The organism is Cupriavidus sp. MEYA8 (assembly GCF_059278825.1).
This window is the reverse complement of sequence record NZ_CM181221.1, coordinates 1,581,884-1,602,045: the sequence shown is the minus strand read 5'-3', so window position 1 is coordinate 1,602,045 and position 20,162 is coordinate 1,581,884. Positions and strand designations below refer to the sequence as shown.

Annotated in this window: 18 protein-coding genes; 9 read left to right on the top strand and 9 right to left on the bottom strand. The window is 65.4% G+C overall.

From position 1 onward, the window contains the following. Positions 1–7: 7 nt before the first annotated feature. Positions 8–445, bottom strand: coding sequence for a low molecular weight protein-tyrosine-phosphatase (locus AC5WJ1_RS07400; protein WP_135705151.1), 438 nt, complete (start codon positions 443–445; stop codon positions 8–10). Next, the gene (locus AC5WJ1_RS07395; RefSeq protein ID WP_494476472.1) at positions 442–1,581 is read right to left on the bottom strand and encodes a polysaccharide biosynthesis/export family protein; all 1,140 of its coding nucleotides are present in this window, start codon (positions 1,579–1,581) and stop codon (positions 442–444) included. The genes AC5WJ1_RS07400 and AC5WJ1_RS07395 overlap by 4 nt, the downstream gene beginning before the upstream one ends. A gap of 770 nt (positions 1,582–2,351) precedes the next feature. Between AC5WJ1_RS07395 and galU the strand changes: the two genes are divergently transcribed. From galU to AC5WJ1_RS07380, 3 genes are read left to right on the top strand one after another with little or no spacing between them, the layout of a single operon-like run. After that, positions 2,352–3,248: a UTP--glucose-1-phosphate uridylyltransferase GalU gene (gene galU / locus AC5WJ1_RS07390; RefSeq protein WP_494476471.1), complete on the top strand. Its 897-nt coding sequence runs from the start codon at positions 2,352–2,354 to the stop codon at positions 3,246–3,248. 11 nt (positions 3,249–3,259) lie between these two features. Next, on the top strand, positions 3,260–3,613 hold the full coding sequence (locus tag AC5WJ1_RS07385) for a hypothetical protein (protein ID WP_195432149.1): 354 nt from the start codon (positions 3,260–3,262) through the stop codon (positions 3,611–3,613). A 33-nt stretch (positions 3,614–3,646) separates the two neighbouring features. Beyond that, entirely contained in the window at positions 3,647–4,462 is an 816-nt protein-coding gene (locus AC5WJ1_RS07380) for an undecaprenyl-diphosphate phosphatase (protein ID WP_195432147.1), read from the top strand. 89 nt (positions 4,463–4,551) lie between these two features. Here AC5WJ1_RS07380 and AC5WJ1_RS07375 read toward each other — a convergent pair whose 3' ends face one another. Next, positions 4,552–5,646: a hypothetical protein gene (locus tag AC5WJ1_RS07375; protein WP_494476470.1), complete on the bottom strand. Its 1,095-nt coding sequence runs from the start codon at positions 5,644–5,646 to the stop codon at positions 4,552–4,554. Here AC5WJ1_RS07375 and AC5WJ1_RS07370 point away from each other — a divergent pair. Both AC5WJ1_RS07370 and AC5WJ1_RS07365 read left to right on the top strand, forming a co-directional pair. Then, entirely contained in the window at positions 5,645–5,914 is a 270-nt protein-coding gene (locus tag AC5WJ1_RS07370; protein WP_240745959.1) for a hypothetical protein, read from the top strand. The genes AC5WJ1_RS07375 and AC5WJ1_RS07370 overlap by 2 nt on opposite strands. A gap of 729 nt (positions 5,915–6,643) precedes the next feature. Continuing rightward, complete coding sequence (locus AC5WJ1_RS07365; protein ID WP_255519980.1) at positions 6,644–7,291, top strand: cysteine peptidase family C39 domain-containing protein; 648 nt, start codon at positions 6,644–6,646, stop codon at positions 7,289–7,291. Between the two features lie 32 nt (positions 7,292–7,323). Here AC5WJ1_RS07365 and AC5WJ1_RS07360 read toward each other — a convergent pair whose 3' ends face one another. From AC5WJ1_RS07360 to AC5WJ1_RS07335, 6 genes are all read right to left on the bottom strand, one after another. Beyond that, on the bottom strand, positions 7,324–9,534 hold the full coding sequence (locus AC5WJ1_RS07360) for a penicillin-binding protein 1A (protein ID WP_135705146.1): 2,211 nt from the start codon (positions 9,532–9,534) through the stop codon (positions 7,324–7,326). Positions 9,535–9,943: 409 nt separating this feature from the next. Then, complete coding sequence (locus AC5WJ1_RS07355) at positions 9,944–10,984, bottom strand: AraC family transcriptional regulator (RefSeq protein ID WP_494476530.1); 1,041 nt, start codon at positions 10,982–10,984, stop codon at positions 9,944–9,946. A 156-nt stretch (positions 10,985–11,140) separates the two neighbouring features. Continuing rightward, positions 11,141–11,476, bottom strand: a complete 336-nt coding sequence (locus AC5WJ1_RS07350; protein WP_133098587.1) for a hypothetical protein — start codon at positions 11,474–11,476, stop codon at positions 11,141–11,143. Positions 11,477–11,576: 100 nt separating this feature from the next. Next, positions 11,577–12,821 (bottom strand): complex I 51 kDa subunit family protein, encoded by a 1,245-nt coding sequence (locus tag AC5WJ1_RS07345; RefSeq protein WP_133098588.1) that lies wholly within the window; start codon positions 12,819–12,821, stop codon positions 11,577–11,579. Between the two features lie 19 nt (positions 12,822–12,840). Beyond that, positions 12,841–14,490 (bottom strand): FAD-binding protein, encoded by a 1,650-nt coding sequence (locus tag AC5WJ1_RS07340; RefSeq protein WP_494476469.1) that lies wholly within the window; start codon positions 14,488–14,490, stop codon positions 12,841–12,843. A 15-nt stretch (positions 14,491–14,505) separates the two neighbouring features. Further along, positions 14,506–15,144, bottom strand: a complete 639-nt coding sequence (locus AC5WJ1_RS07335) for a 2Fe-2S iron-sulfur cluster-binding protein (protein ID WP_135705144.1) — start codon at positions 15,142–15,144, stop codon at positions 14,506–14,508. A gap of 105 nt (positions 15,145–15,249) precedes the next feature. On the opposite strand from AC5WJ1_RS07335, the gene AC5WJ1_RS07330 reads away from it, so the two are divergent. The 4 genes from AC5WJ1_RS07330 (at position 15,250) to AC5WJ1_RS07315 (ending at position 20,154) form a co-directional block, all read left to right on the top strand. Then, entirely contained in the window at positions 15,250–16,692 is a 1,443-nt protein-coding gene (locus tag AC5WJ1_RS07330; RefSeq protein ID WP_494476468.1) for an anion permease, read from the top strand. A 17-nt stretch (positions 16,693–16,709) separates the two neighbouring features. Next, positions 16,710–17,645 (top strand): DUF2950 domain-containing protein, encoded by a 936-nt coding sequence (locus AC5WJ1_RS07325; RefSeq protein ID WP_494476467.1) that lies wholly within the window; start codon positions 16,710–16,712, stop codon positions 17,643–17,645. Beyond that, a complete protein-coding gene (locus AC5WJ1_RS07320; protein ID WP_494476466.1) occupies positions 17,642–18,784 on the top strand; it encodes a DUF3300 domain-containing protein in 1,143 nt (380 codons plus the stop codon). Before AC5WJ1_RS07325 ends, AC5WJ1_RS07320 begins: the two co-directional genes overlap by 4 nt. Before the next feature lie 449 nt (positions 18,785–19,233). Beyond that, positions 19,234–20,154 carry a TauD/TfdA dioxygenase family protein gene (locus AC5WJ1_RS07315; RefSeq protein WP_494476529.1) on the top strand — a complete coding sequence of 307 codons (921 nt, stop codon included), beginning with the start codon at positions 19,234–19,236 and terminating at the stop codon, positions 20,152–20,154. Positions 20,155–20,162: the final 8 nt, after the last annotated feature.

The following is a 20,162-nucleotide window of genomic DNA, read 5'->3' as shown; positions in this document are numbered from 1 at the left end:
AGTATGTTTAACCCAGGGCCCGGATGCGAGGCACCCACGATTCCACGCCGCGCCGGATCAGTTGCAGCGCATTTTCGAAGGCCGGACGTGGCTGGCGATAGGGATCCGGCACATCGAACTTTCCCAGTTCGCCCAGGCGGAACACGCGCCCCGTGGTAGCGGGGTGCAAGCGCTGAATCTCCTGGCGCTGGGCGCCGTCCATGACGAGTATCAGGTCCGCGCGCCGGATCATGGCGTAACTGAGTTGCTGGGCCCGATGGCCCGAAATGTCCACGCCCTGCTGACTCATGAGGTCCACCGCCTTCGGATCGGCAGCCTGTCCGGCAAGCGCACCCAGCCCGGCGGAGCCGACGTCGCCCTCGGGCAGCGCCTGCCTGAGCAGGCCCTCTGCCATCGGACTCCGGCAAATATTGCCGATGCACACCACGAGTACGGTCTTGATCATTTGACTGCGTTCGCCGTGGACGTGAAGAAGTTTCCGCTCGGCAGCAGTTGGTTGATCACACGGCTCCAGCGGACCACGCCCGCGGCATCCACGTAGACAACGTCCCTCGGCTTCAATTCGAACGCTTCGGCCAGCGCAAATGCCACAGGCGACTTGCCGTCAAGGTGGAACACCTCGGCTTGTCCGTCCGTACCCTTGCGGATCACGTAAAGTTCCTTGGCGTTGGCGGAGTTGGGGTTCAGGCCACCAGCTTCACCAATCGCTTCGCTGAGCGTGAGCCGGCCGTTCCGCGGCATTACCGGGGTCGGCTTCACGACTTCGCCGGTCACGAAGACCTTGCTGTCCTCACGTTGCTCCACGCGCACGATGTCGCCGTTGCGCAGCAGGATGCTGGCCGGGTCGATGCCTTGCTGCAACAGCGCAGGCAGGCTGACGAAGTAATTTTTCCCGTCGCGCGAGATGCGGATGCGGCTGTTATCGCCGGTCAGGACGTTGACACCGCCAGCGCGGTTGAGCGCTTCGACCAGGGTCATCGGCACGTCGTCGATATTCTGCGGGCCAGGCGTCTTCACTTCGCCGTCGAGGTAGACACGCTTGCTGCGAAAGGCGAGCACACGTACGGTGACCTGCGGCATGTTGACGACGGGCTTTAGCTGGGTGCTCAGTTGCCCGCGGATCTGATCCGGGGTCTGGCCGAGAACCTTGATCACACCGGCATAAGGAAACTGGATGGTGCCGGCAGGGCTGACGACATAGCCCGGTATGTTGGCGGCACCGCTGTAGCTCGGTATCTCGTAGGCCGCACCGATCGAGTAAGTCTGCGTGGGGAACACCAGCTCCGGGTGGTCCCAAACAACGATCGACAGGATGTCACCGACGCCCACGGTATAGGGCTTTGGAACGTCGTACAGCTCCTCCACCCCGACGTTTACCGATGGCGTGGTGGCCTTCAGCGTACGCACCAGCGCCGGCGTGATCTGCGTGATCCTGGGCACCGATTCCGGATCTTCCGGGTCGAGCGGACGCTGTGGGTCGAAGCGCATGCCTGGCGCGAGTGCGCAGGAAGCCAGCAATGGAATGATCCCCACGCACATGGCGGCCCTGCCAAACCTCAATCTGCTTGAAAGCTTTAGCACGTCTCGATGATTCCCTTGTTTGCAAGAAGACCCGCATTGCCCGCCGTCTCCCTGGCGGGTTGAGCAGCGGCGGTTCCGCTGGTTCGACATGGCACACGGGGGTGCCTTTCCGCTTGTTTGCATTGCCTGCGGACTTGAACCTGGCGGTGTTGGCTTCGTGTTGCACGGCGCGGAGGCGCGCTCTTTTTGCACTGCGTCATTTCGCAAATGACCGGCGAAGTTTATGGCCCGTGGGACTACATCTTCAAGGCGCAACCGGCGTTTTCAGTAAGTTTCCGATCCCCCCATCAGAGTGGAAACGAAAAATGGAATGGACGGCAATGAAGCGGTGTCGGGGTCGACGGGCGCCTCGCCGAGCAGGCCGCCCCGGGCCTAATGCCCTGCTTCGCGCAACTTGCGAAAGCCCAAAAAAGAGGGCGTAGACGCGGGGAAGCGTCTACACCCTTACGGGAGCGGCAACGGGGTCAGTGCTTGCCGGCCTTGATTATTGAGGGGCGGCGAAACCCGTCTTACCCCGTTTCGGTAGGCCCCACACCGAGGTGGGGAAAGTTTCCAATGATCGGGCTGACTGACAATTGCCGTCGCGCCAACCACGTTTTTGCCTTCTTCCTGTCCCAACGCGTGGGGGGTACCGTGGATGCTGCGACGCAGCACAATTCCCGGTGGCACCCCGTTGCCGACTTAAGGGTGTAGGCGATCGATTCCCTGTTGCGCCTACACCCTCTTTCTTTGCCGTTAGCAGCATTATCAAATAGAAGGGAGCAACTCAAATGACGAGTCGCGTCAGCAAAGCCGTCTTCCCGGTTGCGGGCCTGGGCACCCGCTTCCTGCCCGCCACCAAGGCCAGCCCGAAGGAAATGCTGCCGGTGGTGGACAAGCCGCTGATCCAGTACGCCGTGGAGGAAGCCATGGCCGCCGGCATTACCGAGATGATCTTTGTCACCGGCCGCTCCAAGCGCGCCATCGAGGACCATTTCGACAAGGCCTTCGAACTGGAGGTGGAACTCGAGGCCAAGAACAAGCGGGCACTACTGGACGTAGTGCGCTCGATCAAGCCGGCCAACGTGGAGTGCTTCTACGTGCGCCAGTCCGAGGCGCTCGGCCTGGGCCATGCGGTACTGTGCGCGGCCAAGCTGGTTGGCAACACGCCGTTCGCGATCATGCTGGCCGATGACCTGATCGACGGCAACCCGCCGGTGATGAAACAGATGGTGGATGCCTACAACCACTACAACTGCTCGGTGCTCGGGGTCGAAGAGATCTTGCCCGAGCAGAGCCGCTCCTACGGCGTGGTCGAAGGCCGTGAATGGGGCGAAGGCGTGATCAAGGTATCGTGCATCGTCGAGAAGCCCGCGCCGGAAGAGGCCCCTTCGAACCTGGGCGTGGTCGGCCGCTACATCCTGACGCCGCGCATCTTCGACCACCTGCGCGCACTGAAGCCCGGCGCCGGCGGCGAGTTCCAGCTGACCGATGCGATCCAGTCGCTGCTGAGCCACGAACAGGTGCTGGCCTACCGTTACCAGGGCACGCGTTACGACTGCGGCAGCAAGCTGGGCTACCTGAAGGCGACGGTCGATTATGCGCTCAAGCACCATGAAACCGGCGCAGAGTTCCGCAGCTACCTGGAGCGGCGTGGCTGCCTTTACGCTGACAGCGTGATTGCCTAGAAGCAGACGCGATGATCCTCGCTCCGCCCGAGCATACTGGAAACACCCGGATGTCTGCACAAAGCGAAATTGCCAAGGCGCTCAGGCAGTGGCTCACTCATCCGTCCTGGTACAGCGCACACCCTGTCGATGAGGGCAGGTTCTACCGCGCGATGGCTGAGGTCATTGCCCACGCGGGAACGGTCTGGACCGACTCCGAGTTCGCCGAAGCCATCTACGATGTGATCGGCAGGAACCCGAAGGCAGCGCTCGAAGAATACGTCCACGCATACACCAGCATCGCGATGCGCATCCGGGACTACGAGACGGTTCGGCCTGATCCATTGTTTGCTTACGGCGGCGGTGGCTCATATGCCCGCTTGTAATCTCAGCAACGCAACCAGAGAGGCAGCAGCCACATGATTGACTGGATCCACGTGGGCAAGGCGTTCTTTCTCGGCATTCTCGAGGGCTTGACGGAATTCCTGCCCGTATCGAGCACCGGGCACCTGATTCTGGTCGGAGACTGGATCGACTTTGCGTCCAGCGAGGCGCGCGTGTTCGACGTGGTGATCCAGCTCGGCGCCATCCTGGCCGTGTGCTGGCTGTACCGTGCCAAAATCACGCACCTGTGCGAGGGCGTGGTCCGAAGGGATCCGGAGGCGCTGCGCTTTGCCACGGCGGTGCTGGTCGCCTTCCTGCCAGCAGCGGTCATCGGCGCACTGCTCATCGGGCCCATCAAGCACCGGCTCTTCCATCCCCCTGTCGTCGCGGCTGCGTTGATCGTGGGCGGCCTGGTCATTCTCTGGGTGGAGCGGCGCAGGGCAGTGCCTCGCATTCACACCATCGAAGATTTCGGCTGGAAGCAAGCCATCGGCATCGGCTTTGCACAGTGCGTGGCCATGATCCCCGGCACGTCCCGCTCGGGCGCCACCATCATCGGAGGCATGCTGTCGGGCGTGTCGCGGCAAGCCGCCACCGAGTTCTCGTTCTTTCTCGCCATCCCCACCATGCTGGGCGCCGCCAGCTACGACGCCATGCGGCACTACCATTTGCTCAGCATGGCAGACCTCTGGGCCATTGCCGCCGGTTTTACCGCGGCGTTCATCTCGGCGCTGTTTGTCGTCAATGCGATGATCCGCCTTGTCGCGCGACATTCGCTGCAGGTATTTGCCTGGTATCGCATCGCACTCGGCCTGCTGATTGCAGTCATGACCGCTGTCCCATCGCTTTGAGCCTGGTCTGGGCCCGCAATATGGCAAGCCGCGCCTACGTGGCCGGGCAATTCGATGCCCGGCCACGGGACGCGCCTGATCCAGCCAGCTTACTTGGCGCAGGCGAGGTTGACGGCCAGTCCGCCCCAGTCGGTGGCCTGGTTGGTGTCCACCTGGACCTGCAGCTTGTCGTTGTGGAGAACGGTTCCGGCGGCCACCTCCCGGGTGCAGTTCTGCAGGCCGTTGGTCACCTTGCAACTCAGGCTGCCAACCTCCGACAGGCTCGCTGTAACGCCCGCCCCCGTCACCTTGTACACCGAGATGTCCAGCGATCCCTGCACCTTGCCAAGCGTGCTGGCAGTGAGCGTGACGCGGGTGCAGTCATATGGAATCACGACACCGAAGTCTGACGGCCGTGGCACCGCACCGCCGGCGCCGGTCATGACGTAATGGCCGCGGGTAAGCGTGTCCGGTACGTTGAAATTGCCGTTGTACACAGTCGACGTCGTCATCGTCACGCCGGTGGTCGGCCACTTGCCGTCCTGCTTCGGCCCGTACATCGTCGAAGTCGAGGTATCGAAATAGAAATCGCCATCGACGCCGATGCTGTCGGTCGGCGCACCGCTGCCGTACAGGATGTGGCCGCCATTGCCGACCGTGCCGCCACCGGTACCGCCCGTGCCGCCGGTCCCGCCGCTGCCTGACTGCCCCACCAGCGACACCCCCGCCGGCCACTGGTCGTTGGCCTTGGGCCCGTACAGCGTCCAGGTGTTGGTATCGAGATAGAAATCGCCATTGTTGCCCACGCTGTTGTCCGGAGCCCCCGCGCCGGTCAGCACGGTGCCGCCGCCGGGGCCCGACGATCCGGTGCCGCCACCCAGCGGAACACCCGGCGGCCAGGTGCCGTCCGCCTTCGGCCCGAACAGGGTCGAGGTCGAAGTGTTGATGTAGTAGTCGCCATTGTTGCCGACGCCGTCAGTCGGATCGGTGGAGCCGGACAGGATGGTATTGCCCGCCAGGCCCGTATTGCCGCCGGTGCCGGTGTTGCCCTGGGCGCCGCTCCCGCCCGCCGGCCCTGCGATCGACACCCCCGCCGGCCACGCGCCGTTTGCCTTGGGCCCGAACAGCATCCAGGTCGCGGTATTCAGGTAATAGTCCCCGTCCTTGCCGATTTCGGGCCCGGGGTCAGTGGTACCGGACAGCATGGCGCTGCCCGCGTCGGCTGGCGCTGGCGCGTTCGTGGACGTGGACGGCCCGGTGTTGCCCGTCGTTGTCGCGGCGGAATTGGTGCTGGCGGGGGCCGAGTCGCCCCCGCCTCCTCCGCAACCGGCCACCGTGAAAATCAGACAGGCAAACGGTACCGCTGCGAGCCTCATGTGGATGCGTTTCATGAATACCCCCTTTTTCCCGGCTTTTTTTAGCTACATTGAGATCCGATCGCTTGCGCTGACGCCAACGATGCGTTCAATCTAGCTGGCGGAATTGGAAAGAAAAATCGCCCCTATGGACGAGCGCCGGGTACGCGCCAGGAGCGCCCGCAGCGTGCATCGGACCGGGTCGGAGGCGGTTGCCGGAGCGCACGATGGCCATTGCATGCGGGCCGGTCGACGGGCCTCGCGGATTCCCACAAAGCCTTTACGTACAAGGCTTTTCGGGTCATCGAGGCCACTATCGCGAGTTCGGGCACAGATTGCGTGCACACGCTGTCTACCCCGCGAAAGCGGGAGCTTTATTCCGCCCGGGACCGCGCATCGGCAAGCCAAGGGCAGACTCCCCCGAAAGGATGTTCGGAGAATGAAACGTGGGTGTCATCAACACGCCGGCCGCCCCGGCTTGCGGCAAGGATCACGGCTTGTTCTGCCCACTTGTCCTCGCGGTTTGGCGGCACTGGCCCGGAGTGCATGATCCAGGCGATGTTTCAAAGCCGAATCAGCCTCGAAGTCCCCTGTCTGAATGATGGGAACGGGTGCCCTCGTCCACTACGCTTGCATGAAACTGCCACACCACTGAAACCGGGGGGGAATCATGGGTGAGTGGAACCCGTGCGGGCCGCACGAGCCTGCCGAGCTTCTATTGTGCGAGGCGCCTGAACCAGTTGGAACACCGACGCCAAGGTCGACCCAGAAGCGGCCCAAGGCGTCACGTGTCGCACCACCCTGGACAACACCCATTGTGTGGCCCGGCAGTTTCGAGTGCGACGCCATGGCCGGACACCGCGAGCCTGCGGGCGGGGACCGTCTGACGGGCGCGGATGATCCGCTGCTGGGCTGCCTGTTGCTGCTCAACCGGGTATGGCAGCGGCCAATACCGACGGGCGTCCTGAAAGAGCTGCCACACCGCCTCACGTTGCCGCAGCTGGGCGACGCGGCGGCGCACGCGGGCTTGTCGACCCGGCTCGCGGAGATGGAGTTGGACACGATCCCTGACCGCGTACTACCGGTAATCCTGCTGCTACACAAGCGCAGACCGTGCGTACTGCTGGAGCGCCGCGAGCACGGACGCCTGCTGGTCGCGCTGCCGGGTTGGGGCGGCGGTGAACAGGAGGTTAGTCGGGATGAGTTGCTGGCCCAGTACAGCCGGTACGCCATCCTGGTACAGCCTTTATCGCAGGCAGAAGGGCGGGCAGAAACGCAGGCAGAAATGCAGGCAGAAATGCAGGCAGAAGCGCAGGCGGAAACTCAGGCAGAAGGGCAGGCAGACATGGAGCCAGCGCAGCCGGGCCGTTCGACCGGTACCGCGACGCGCCCATCCTGGCGCCACCATTGGGACCGGCTGACTGCCTCTGCGCACAAGGTGTTCCGGTCGCGGCGCAGGCGGCGTGCGGACGAGGCTGCCGTCATTCGCAGCTAGCCATGCCGGAAAGCGATGGGCGCCAAGCCTTTTCAGTCGCCCCAGAACAGGAAGCGCCGATGCCGCGGCGTATGGACCTTACGAGACGCCCGGGTCTCGGGACTGAAGCGCGCCTCCGGGTCGACCGCTCGTGCGCGCAGCGCCATGTCGTAGAACGCGCCCACCATCGGCAGGGCGCTGCGCGCGCCCTGCCCCCAGTAGTCGCCGAGCGTCACACGTCCATCATCGAAGCCCACCCAGGCGCCCGCGACCAGTTGGGGATGCATCAGAATGAACCAGCCGTCGGCATTGTCCTGCGTCGTGCCCGTCTTGCCCGCCACGTCGGCGCGAATGCCGAAGCGCGTCCGGATCTGCGCTCCGGTGCCCCGGACCACGACGTCGCGCATCACGTCGACGAGTGTTTGCGCTGCGCCTGCGGGTAGTGCCTGCTCCGGCGATGCGCTCTTAAATTCGGCGAGCACCTTGCCCTCGTGATCCTCGATGCGGGTGACCATGCGCGGCTCGACATAGGCGCCGCGGTTGGCAATCGTGCTGTAAGCCGAGACCATTTCCTTGAGCGTGACCGGGCTCGTGCCCAGCGCGAGCGACGGTACCCGTTCGAGCGCGCTTTCTCGCACACCCATCGCGTGCGCAAGGCGCGCGACCTTCTCGGGCCGCGTCTCCTGCATGAGTTGCGCCGTGACGCGATTACGCGAGTACACCAGCGCGTCGCGCAGCGTGACCGGCCGGCCAGTTGGCGGCTCCGCATCGGAAGGCCGCCACATCGCCTGCCCGCGCAGTGGGATGGCAACGCTGCGGTCTACGAGCGTATCGTCCGGGCGGGCGCCGTCCGCGAACGCCGCCCCGTAGACGAAGGGCTTGAACGTAGACCCGGGCTGGCGCCGGGCCTGCTGCACGTGATCGAACGGCGCGTCAGTGAAATCACGACTACCGACCCATGCCTTGATATCGCCGTTGCGCGGATCGATCGCGATGAATCCCGCCTGGACCTGGGTCTTGCTTCGGCAGAGGTCACGGACAAACGCCGGGTTCCTGCCTAGCCTCCTGAGCGCCGTCTCATCCGACCGACCCGCATCGCGTGCGGTGCGGTATTCCGGCGTTTGCCGCATGAACGTCCGGAACAGGTCGTTGTCCGGCCCACAGCCCCGGCGTTCGCTCCAGGCCTCATTCGCAATCCATTGCAGCTGGCTGGCCTGCCAGTCCACCGCCTGCAACGCCATGGCCTGCAGCCGGAAATCTATGGTCGTGCGCACGACCAGTCCGTCGGCGTAGATGTTGTAGCCATTGCGCTCGGCCCATGCGATCAGCCATTTGCGCAACTGCACGGAAAAGTGCGGTGCTGCGCTTCTCGGCGCGGGCTGCACCGCGAAATTGACCCTGAGCGGTTGCCGGCTCAGCCAGATATGGGCATTGGGTCTGAGCTTCCCGTGCTTGCTCATCTGCCCAAGCACAGTGTTTCGCCGCTGCACGGCGCGCGACGGATTCAACACGGGGTTGTAAGTGCTGTTGGCCTTCAGCATGCCGACAAGTGTCGCGCCTTCGAGGATATCGAGCTGTTGGGCCGATTTGCCGAAGTAGGTGCGCGCCGCCATTTCCACGCCGTAGGCGTTGTACAGGAACGGTACATTGTTCAGGTACGTCTCGAGGACCTGGTCCTTGCTGTACACGGCTTCGATCTTGAGCGCCGTTATCGCCTCCCTGACTTTGCGCGCGAGGGTCGGCGCGCGGCCAACCTGGTCGGGGTACAGGTTGCGCGCGAGCTGCTGCGTGATCGTCGAACCGCCCTGGCGTTCGCCGGACAACGTATGCAGCGCAGCCGCCGCCATGCGCAGCCAGTCAATGCCGTGATGCTCGTAGAACCGGTGATCCTCGGTTGCGATCAATGCGTCCAGCACGTACGGCGAGATCTGCCTGAGCGACACCCACTCGCGATTGACCGGCTTGAACTCGTCGAGCACCCTGCCATCGGCGGACACGATGATCGCCGGGCGGTCGATGCGAGCTTTCCGAATGTCGCCGAGAGCCGGTGTGGACGGTACGAGCGCGAGCACGTACAGCAGGAACAGCGCGGGCACTGCAGCAAGGGTCAGCAAGATGCCTCGTCGCGTTGGGCGGCGAAGGCGGCGCAGTGCGCCGCTGAAGGCGCGCCTGGCTGTCAGGATGCTGGCAGCGGCCAAGGGTCGGATGCGGATGAGCCACCGTGCGCAGAACTCTCGAAACAACGATACAGGGCGGCGATTCACGACGGCGGGACGCTTGGCGGAAAGAGCGGGATCCTACCAAAGCACCGGAACCCGTCTGTTGCCAAATGCCCGCGTAAGTCGCGGCACTAACATTCGATTACATCTGTTTCATTTGGACAGAGTTACCGGCGTTTCCCACGAAGACTGGCTGTCGGACAAAGCCGGATAGCGCCGCGACAGGGGAGCGGTTAAATTGGGCCGCTCGATCGGGCATCTTCATGGGAGGCATAGGCATGCAAGACATTCTCATCCTGACCGTCGGCACTCTATTGCTCGCAGCCCTCCTCTTCCCTGGCCGCAAAAGCCGGCGAGGCAAGTAGACAAGCTCGCGCACACGGAACTCGTGCCGGCGGCGGCCAGGTCGCCGCCGGCAACCGGAACGTCGCATCTGGCATGGCTTGCCGCGGTGCTAGGTGTTGGCCTGCAGGGAACCGGCCGGCCGGCGCATTGCGCCCCGCGCCGCCCTGCTCTCCTTGGGACTGCAGCCAAATTGCGCGTGATACCAGCGCGAAAATCCGCTTGGCGCGGAGAAACCGAGCAGGGTCGCCACCTCGGTCAACGGGCGATCGCTCTCCAGGACATGGCGCGTGGCGAGTTCCGTGCGGATGTCATTGACGATCGACGAAAAGCTCTGCCCTTCTTCCGCCAGCCGGCGCTGGACCGTGCGGCACACCACGCCCAGGTGGTCCGCCACCTGCTCGATGGTGCAGCGCCCGCCGGGCAGCAGCAACGGGATGATGCGCCGCACGTCATCGAGCATGGTCACTTGCCGGGAAATGGCAAAGGCATCCACCAGTTGTTGCGCGTAGCGCGCCATGGCGGGATCGGCGGAGGGATTGCGGGCGTCGAGATCGGCCTTCGTGCAGATAATGCAGTTGAATTCATGGTCGAATTCGATGCAAGGTCCGAAAAACCGCTGGTGCGTACCGAGGTCGCGTGGCGCGGGATGTTCGAAGCAGACGCGCCGCGGTTCCCAGTCCGGTCCCAGCAGCTGCCGGATCAATCGCACGATGACCCCGAGTGCGAGCTCCGCCCTTTGGCGCGTGGGCTGATGGGCGTTGCCGGCGATGACCGCCTCGCGGATAATCACCAGCCCGTCGCATTCCTCGACCGCCAGCGAGAGCGCACTGTTGAGCAGGGTCTGATAGCGCATCAGGACGCGCAGCGAGTCGCGCAGGGTCGCCTGGTCGCGGATCAGCAATCCTACCGGCCCGAGGTTGGACAGCAGGCGCGACTCGGCCATGCACAGTCCGAAACTTTCATTGCCCGACAGGGTCGCGGACGCCTGCAGCAGCCGCCCGACGCGCTCGCCCGGGATCATCAGGTCCGGCTCGCGCAGGACGCTCGGGCTCAGGCCCGCGTCAAGGAGCATCCGCACCGGATCCAGCCCGGCAGCCAGGGCGACCTCGCTGTAGTTGGTGAGGGCCGCAGCGCGGACAAGAGACGACATGGCAGGGCCGAGTGAAACAGTGACAGGGAATGATAAAAGCCTGTCATCCACTGTCAAGCGGGAGAAACCCGTGGCGTCCGGCCTCCGGCGGCGATTATCCGGCGGCGATTGCTGCCGGGATCACCAGCAGATGGCGGACGCCTGCCGCGGCGCCTTTCAGCGCCCCATGCGGCGGTCATAGCTGCGGGAAACGCGCTCGATCAGGCCTGGATCGCGCGTGCTTGCGGCATTGAACTCCACCCGCACGCTGCCGTCGCCTTGCTGGCGGACAGTGGCCGTGACGGTATCGCCATCTTTGCTGCCGACGACCGTGCCGGCCATCGCGTCCTGATTGGCGATCACCAGGCCCTGGTCGCGCATGGCATCCGCGGCCGCATAGAACGAACGATCGTAGCTGGCCGGCGCGCCCGCCGTGGGTGGATAGCCATAGTACGTGCAGCCCGCCAGCGACAGCATGGCAGCGGCAATCAGGGCAATGCGCGTGGGCTTCATGGTGGTACGCTCCTCTTCCAGTGGTGGCCGTGGCCAGGGGGCCGGCGCGCCCAGGGCCTCGCGAAGCACCGGACGTCTGCTTCGTGCCTGCTTCGTGCGGCTATGCCATCAGAAGCGCCTCATATTCTTCCCGGAACTGGTCGAGGGAGCTGTCTACCACCGTCACGGCGCCGTCGATCAGGCCGCAGCGTCCGCTGCCGGGAAGGATGCGGCACAGGTTTTCCAGCGCTTCCACGTCGGCGCGCACGCCGCGGCCGGTATCGATCCGGTTGAGCAGGCGCATCAGCTGGAAGGTGCCGCCCTTGCATGGCGGGCACTGGCCGCACGAACCCTGGGCGAAGAAGCTCACGTACTCGGCCACCTTGCGGACGATGCTGGTGCCTTCCGACACCACGATCATCGCGCCGGTCCCCAGCCGCGAGCGCCGCTGCCGCACGGAATCGAAGTCCAGTGCCACGTCGAGGTCGCGCTTCGTCAGCAGGGTATTGGAAGGCCCGCCCGTGAAGACCGCCTTGAATTCCTTGCCCTGGAGCATGCCGCCGCCATGCCCGAACACCAGCGTCTCCAGGCTCGTGCCCATCGGCAGCTCATACAGCCCGGGCCGCAACACGTCGCCCGACAATGAATACAGCTTGGTGCCGGCGGCGTTGCCGATGCCGAGACTGCGATACCACTGCGCCCCGTGGCGCATGATGCCGGGCACGTGGGCCAGCGTCTCGGTGTTGTTGACGACGGTGGGCGCGCCATGCACGCCGTGCTGGGCCGGGAAAGGCGGCTTGCGGCGCGGGAACGGGAACCCGCCCTCGACGCTTGCGATCACCGCGGTTTCCTCGCCGCCGATGTACAAGCCGGAGCTCGGCACGACGCCGAGCGATACCGGCCCGCCTACCAGTTGCGCCAGCTCGGCGAACTGCGCGTGCGCCTGCCACTGCCGCACGGCCTGGCGCGTCATGTCCAGCGCAAGCGGCTGGTGCGGATTGACGTACAGCACGACATGGTTGGCACGGGTGGCGGCCGCGGCGATCAATGCGCCCTCGATCACCTGGTGCGGCGTATGCTCCAGCAGGAACCGGTCCTTGAACGTCCCCGGCTCGTCTTCATTGCCATTGCAGATGATGTATTTGTCGCCATCCGGGGCCGCTGCCACCGGTGCCCATTTGCGATGCGTGGCGAAGCCGGCGCCGCCCATGCCGCGCAGGTCCGCCTGTTCGATTTCGGCGATGATCGTGGCCGGATCGCGCAGCGCCCTGGCCAGCCCCTCTCCGCCGCCCCGCGCAAGCCAGCGCTCCAGGTCCGCACCGACGCGGATTTCCTTGTTGAGGAGTACCTGATTCAGGGGTTCCATCGCGCGCTCCGTCGATCGCTCACCGCGTGCCGCCGACCGTGCGGCCCCGTACGCCGGCGCCCAATCCGGCATCGACACGCAGGTCGAAATGCGCGTAGCCGGGGAACAGCTGCGGTGCCTTGACATGCAGCGGCAGCCCGGCGAGCGTCAGTTCCCGCTGCCACGCATGCACGTGGCCGATGCCGGCGCGCACGGCCATCGCGCCGCGCCCTGCCTGTGCCGCGCTAACTCCGGCACGCCGGCCCATGCTCAGGATGTCGAGCAGCGCGTTGCCCATCAGCCGGTTGCGCCCGTGGATGCCGCCCGTGACCTCGCCCACGCAGTAAAGTCCCGGCACGCTGGTCGCGCCGTCCTTGTCGATGGCAACGCCACCATTCTGGTAATGCAGGGTCGGATAGACCAGGAAAGGCTCCTGCGCCGCGTCCTGCCCGCACTTGTGCGCGAGATGGCGCAGCGTGACCAGGCGCTTGGCCAGGATGCCGGGGTTTTCCATTTGCAGCGTCGGCGTGTCGAGGAAGACCCCGACCTGCCCGCCCCGCTCGATGCCGCGGCCCTGCGCGCATTCGCGCAGGATCGCGGAGGCCACAATGTCGCGCGGCTTGAGCTCATCGACGAAGCGCTCGCCCTCGCCGTTGATCAGCCGTGCGCCGGCCGAGCGCGCGGCCTCGGAGATCAGGCCGCCCGCCAAGTGCGGCGGGTAGGCGATGCCGGTGGGGTGGTACTGGAACGAATCGAGCTCGCGCAGCCGCGCGCCGAGCCGATAGGCAAGCACCAGACCGTCCGCGGTCGCGCCGTAGTGATTGGACGTGGGGAAGCTGTTCAGGTGCAGCCGCCCCGCCCCGCCGGTGGCGAGAATCACGGCACGGGCGCGCACCAGCATGAAGGTGCGCCATTCGAGGTTGTAGATCACGGCGCCGGCGCAGCGGCCGCGCTCGTCGGACAGCAGCTCGACCGCGGGGCAGCGGTTCCACACTGCAACCCCGGGCTCCAGGTCCACCGCCTCGCGCAGCACGCGCATCATCTCCAGCCCGGTGTAGTCCCGATAGGACAGGATGCGCGCGGCCGACGCCCCGCCCGGCTTCTTGCGCAGCAGGTTGCCGCCAAAGGGCCGGTCTTCTTCCTGGTCGAACATCATGCCCAGCCGGATCAGCCAGCGGATCACGTCGGGCCCGTCCATCACCATCTGCGCAACAAGCTCGGGCTCGCCGCGGAAATGCCCCGCGCGCAGGGTGTCCTCGAAGTGAAGCTGGGGACTGTCATCCTCGCCGATGGCCGCCTGGATGCCGCCCTCGGCCATCACGGTATTGCTGTCGCCAAGACGCAGCTTGGTGGCAAGGATCACCTGCGCGCCCTGCCCGGCGGCGGTCAGTGCCGCCGCGCAGCCGCCCCCGCCGCCGCCGATGATCAGCACATCGGTGGAGACCAGCTGCGCACCGGCGATGTCGACATCGTCGATCAGCGCGTTAGCCTGCAGGCAGCGCGCGAGATCCGGCTGGCAGGGTTCGCCGCGGTTCACGCCGACGGCCAACGCGACGCGCGCATTGGGCCCGTGGTCGGGGTGATAGGCCTTGAGCAGGGCGTCAACGTTGGTCTCGTCGCTGCGCATCGGCGCGGCCACACCGGGCCGGTAGCGCCGGCGCGCTTCGTCGTAGGGGATGCCGGTCGGCATGGTCGTGTGCCTCCGTCAGCGCGGCGGCTGTGCGCCGGGCGCGTCGAAGTCGATCGTCATCGCCCCGCTTTCGATCTGCTGCAGGCGCAGCATCAGGTTTGCCGGCCGCAGTGTCTGCGCCGCGATCATGCGGCGCACGAACAGGCCGAGATGATTGGGGCGGATGTGTTCCGGGCAGGCCAGCGTGCAGAGGTTGCACATGACGCATTCGTCGAAGACCTGGCTGGCAGCGGTGAGCTTGCCTTCGACGGCGAACTGCACGCCCTGCTGGACCTCGAGTTCCTTCGGGCAGGCGCGGTCGCAGCCGCTGCAGTGGCGGCAATGCGCGGCCTCGGGGAAGGTCGTGGAGATCGCCTGCAAGGCCTCCCAGCTCTCGCCGATCTCTTCCATGCGGTAGACGTGCCGCTCCGTCGCCGTAAAGTAGTCCAGGAACGCGACCTGCATGCCGTCTTCGACGAGCGTCTCGCACGCCAGCGCCGTGCGCACGTCCTGCTCGCCGCTGCGCCGCACCATGACCCGGCACGAGCCGCACACGCCCTGGCCCATGCATCCCACGCCTTCGACCAGCGTTTCCCCCGCGTGCAGGAAGGCCTGCAGGATGGAGCAGTTCGCCGGTGCTTCGATCTGCCGCCCTTCGATGCTCAGACGTACCATCGCATGCCCCGTGGAATCGGCGGCGCCCACTTCACACTGGCGCCAGGGTCGAAAAGGTCATATAAAACCATAGCACACCGAAGGTCTTTGCCTAAGGGAGCCGTAATGGAAACCTGGCTGAAGGCGCTTGCGCCCGTCATTGCAGCGATCGTAGTCGCCGTGATCCCGGCGCCAGAGGGACTTGCGCTGCACACGTGGCTATACTTCGCGATCTTCGTGGGCGTCATCGTCGGGCTGATGCTCGAGCCGCTGCCCGGCGCCGCCATCGGCCTGCTGGCGGTGACGCTGGTGACGGTGCTGTGCGAATGGGTGTTCTACAGCCCCGAGCAACTCGCAATGCCAGGCTTCAATCCTGCGAACGCGGCCCTGGCGTGGGCACTTTCCGGATTCGCCAACAGCACGGTGTGGCTGATCTTCGGCGCCTTCATGTTCGCGCTCGGATACGAAAAGACCGGGCTGGGCCGGCGCATCGCCCTCTTGCTGGTGCGGGCCATGGGGCGCAGGACGCTGACGCTGGGCTATGCGGTGATGATGGCCGACGCACTGCTGGCGCCGTTCACCCCTTCCAATACCGCGCGCAGCGGCGGCACGATCTTTCCCGTCATCCGCAACCTGCCGCCGCTCTATGACTCGAAGCCGAACGATCCGTCGGCGCGGCGGATCGGCTCGTACATCATGTGGACCGCGATTGCCAGCACGTGCGTAACCAGTTCGATGTTCCTCACCGCGCTGGCGCCCAACCTGCTCGCCGCCGAGCTGATCCGCAAGACGGTCCAGGTCGACCTGAGCTGGATGCGGTGGTTCATGGCCTTCGCGCCGGCAGGCATCGTGTTGTTGCTGGCCGTGCCGCTGCTCGCATACCTGCTGTATCCGCCGGAAGTGAAGCAAGGCACCGAGGTGCCGGCCTGGGCGGCGCAGGAACTGCAGAAGATGGGCCCGCCAAACCGGCGCGAGCTGCTGCTTGCCCTGCTGGTGCTGATCGCGCTGGCGCTGTGGATCTTCGGGGACAAGCACGTCAACGCGACCACCGCGGCGCTGATGGTGATTGCCCTGATGCTGGTGACCGGTGTCGTGACCTGGGATGACATGCTGTCCAACAAGCAGGCGTGGAATACCCTGGCCTGGTTTGCAACGCTGATCGCGCTGGCCGACGGCCTGAGCCGGACCGGCTTCGTCAAATGGTTTGCCGACACCATGGCAAGCCACATGAGCGGCCTGTCGCCGATGACGGCTGCGGTAACGCTGGTGCTGGTCTTCTATTTCACGCACTACATGTTCGCCAGCGTCACCGCCCATACGACGGCAATGCTTCCGGTCATGCTCAGCGTCGGCTCGACCATTCCCGGCCTGCCAATGGAGTCCTTTGCGCTGATGCTGGCCCTGACGCTGGGCATCATGGGCATCCTGACGCCTTATGGCACCGGTCCGAGCCCGGTCTACTTCGGCAGCGGCTACCTGCCCGCCGGTGATTACTGGCGGCTTGGCGCCATGTTCGGCGTGATCTACATCGCCGCGTTCCTGGCGCTCGGCGTGCCGCTGCTGCTTTGAAACGGAGCCCTCCAGCCATGCCCTACGAACCGAGTCCCCCGCATAAGCCGGCGATTGCGCGATCCCGGGGTTTTTCGCCTGGTGCAGCCACCGCCGTGGCCTGCCTTTGCCTGCTCGCACCAACTCCGGCGCATGCCCAGGCGCGCCAGGTCTTCGCTTCGCCCGATGCGGCAATGGCGGCTTTCGGCCAGGCGGTGCGCGCCGACGACGAGGCCGCCATGCGCCGCATGCTGGGGCCGAAATTCCGCGACATCATTCCGCCGGCCGGCGCCGAAGTACGGAAACGGTTCGACACCGCCTGGGCGGAATCGCATCGCTTGCAGCAGGCGGACAAACATGCCCTCATCGCGGTCGGCGACGATGGCTGGACCCTGCCGGTGCCGCTGGTCAAGGCGCCAGGCGGCTGGCAATTCGACACGCGGGCGGGTGTCGAGGAAATGCGCGTGCGCCGCATCGGCCGCAACGAGCTTGCGGTGATCCAGACCATGCAGGCGATCTGCGATGCTCAAGCGGAATACGCCCAGGCGATGCACGATGGCGAGAAGCGGCTGGTCTACGCCAGCAGGCTGTCCAGCACCCCGGGCAAGCATGACGGGCTTTATTGGCCGACCACCTCGAACGAGTCACCGAGCCCGCTCGGCCCGGCTTTCCGCGACGCCGGCACGCGCAATGCAAGCAAGGACGGTTACCACGGCTACCACTACAAGCTGCTGACCGCGCAAGGGCCGCATGGCGACGGCGGTGCGCTCAATTATGTCGTCGACGGCAAGCTGTTCGGCGGCTTCGCGGTCATGGCCTGGCCGGTGCGCTACGGCGACACCGGCGTGATGAGCTTCATCGTCAGCCACAAGGGGCAAGTGTACGAACGCGACCTGGGGCCCAACAGCGCGGCCAAGGCCGCTGCAACGAAAACCTTTGACCCAGCCCCGGGCTGGAGGAAGGTGTCGCCATGATCCATCGCATCCTCACCATGGCCTGCTGCGGCGTACTGGCACTGGCCGGATGCCAGGGCGCCGGGCCGCCGGCCGCAACGCCGGCGTCCGCGCTGCCTGGCGGCGGCCCGACCCAGGTCCAGCGCGAACCCGCCCCGTACAAGGCAGAAGAAATCGAGGCCCTGGTCGCCCCGATTGCGCTCTACCCCGATCCGCTGCTGTCGCAGGTGCTGATGGCGTCCACCTATCCGCTGGAGGTCGCCCTCGCCGCGCGCTGGCTCAAGGAGCGCCCTGACCTGAAGGGCGATGCCGCGGTCAAGGCGGTGCAGAACGAGACCTGGGACGTCAGCGTGAAATCGCTGGTGGCGTTTCCGCAGATCCTTGGACCCATGGGCGACAAGCTGGACTGGACCCAGAAGCTGGGCGATGCCTTCCTGGCCCAGCAGAAGGACGTGATGGCTGCGGTGCAACGCCTGCGCGTGCGCGCCCAGCAGGCCGGCCACCTCAAGTCGGGGCCGCAGCAAACTGTGATCGTGGAACCCGCGACCGCGGCCGAATCCACGCAGCAGACCATCGTGCGCATCGAACCGGCGCAGCCCGACGTGATCTACGTGCCGGTGTATGACCCCGCCATTGTCTATGGCGGCTGGGGCTATGCAGGATACCCGTACTACTATTGGCCACCCTACGGACCCTACTATCCTGGCGACGCCTTCCTTGGCGGCATCGCATGGGGCGTCGGCCTGGCCGCGGCCGTCGCCATCTTCGGCGACTGCGACTGGAACAACGGCGGCGTCCATGTGGAGCACCACAAGGCCCGCAATATCGACCGCAACTTCGACGCCAGCAAGCTGGACCAGGGCCGCTGGCAGCACGACGCGCGGCACCGCCAGGGGGTGGCCTACCGCGACAGCGCCACGCGCGAACGATTTGGCAGGAGCACCGCCGATGCGTCGGGCCGCGCCGGCTTCCGCGGGCGCGACGCCACCGGCGGCCGGGACAACGGCTTCCAGGGCGTGGGCCGCGGCGGCAGTGCCGTGCAGCGTGATGTCAGCCGCGGAAACCAGAGCCTGCACTCGGGCGGCGGCCGGGCCGGCGGATTTGGCGGCGGACGCGGCGGAGGCTTTGGCGGCGGGCGTGGTGGCGGTGGACGACGTTAGGGAACCAATGCCCGTTTGGAGTGGTGCACTGGCACCTGGCTCCCGACATGACCGGATTCCCGAAGCGCAAGGGAAATCCATCGGCACAAAGACGCAGAATATCCATCCTCGCGCCCCCTCCTTCGCGCGCTGGAATGACGCCGGCGCCAGTCGCGTCAGCCGAGAGATCCTTATTCTTGCCGGCTAGCCGCCCTGATTTGACCACGATCAAGTCCGAATCATCCAGCGCCGTTTCCTGGCGCCGAACGCAAAGCTTCTGGCATGGAAAGCAAAGTCCGGACGTAGCCCCCACGCTTACCTTGATGACAACGCAATATGCGTTGGACCCATATCAAGAGGAGACACAGAATGGCTACACCCGGTTATTGCATTGCGCATCTTGTTGCCGAAGTCTGCCTTGCTGAATTAGCACATTCCGATTCAGTCATGGTGCGTTCGGAGGCCGAATGATGCGCGTAGAACAACTGACCGCCAGCATCGGCGCCGAACTCGTTGGCGTGAAACTCTCCGATGCCATTCATGACGATGGCTTGTTCAATGAGATCCGCGCCGCGTTGCTGCGGCACAAGGTTCTGTTCCTGCGAGACCAGGATATTTCTCGCGCCGAGCATGTCGCGTTTGCCGAGCGCTTTGGCAAGCTCGAAGACCATCCCGTTGCCGGCAGCCATCCGGAGCATCCGGGTCTCGTCCAGATCTACAAGCGGCCGGACCAGCCGATGGACCGCTACGAAAACGCCTGGCATACCGATGCCACGTGGCGCGAGGCACCTCCGATGGGCTGTGTCCTTCGCTGTGTAGAAACCCCTCCGGTCGGCGGCGACACGATGTGGACGAACATGGTTCTCGCGTACGAGAACCTGCCCGGTCACGTCAAGGCGCAAATTGCCGGCCTGAGAGCACGTCACAGCATCGAGGCGAGTTTCGGCGCGGCCATGCAAATCGAGAAGCGCCTGGCGCTGAAGGCGCAGTACCCGGATCCCGAGCATCCGGTGGTACGAATCCACCCGGAAACCGGCGAGCGGATCCTCTTCGTCAATGCCTTTACCACGCATCTCACCAACTTCCATACGCCTGCGTACGTGCGCTATGGCCAGGATTACAACCCCGGTGCGGCCGACCTGCTGCGTTACCTGGTGAGCCAGGCCTTCATTCCCGAATACCAGGTGCGCTGGCGCTGGAAGGCCAACAGCATGGCGATCTGGGACAACCGCAGCACCCAGCACTACGCGGTAATGGACTACGCGCCCTGCCATCGCAAGATGGAGCGCGCCGGCATTGTCGGCGACAAGCCGTTCGGCATTGGCGAGAAGCCATTCGGAATCGGCGAGGGCGAAGTCAAGCGACACGCCGCACAGCCGGCCCAGGCCTGAACTATTTA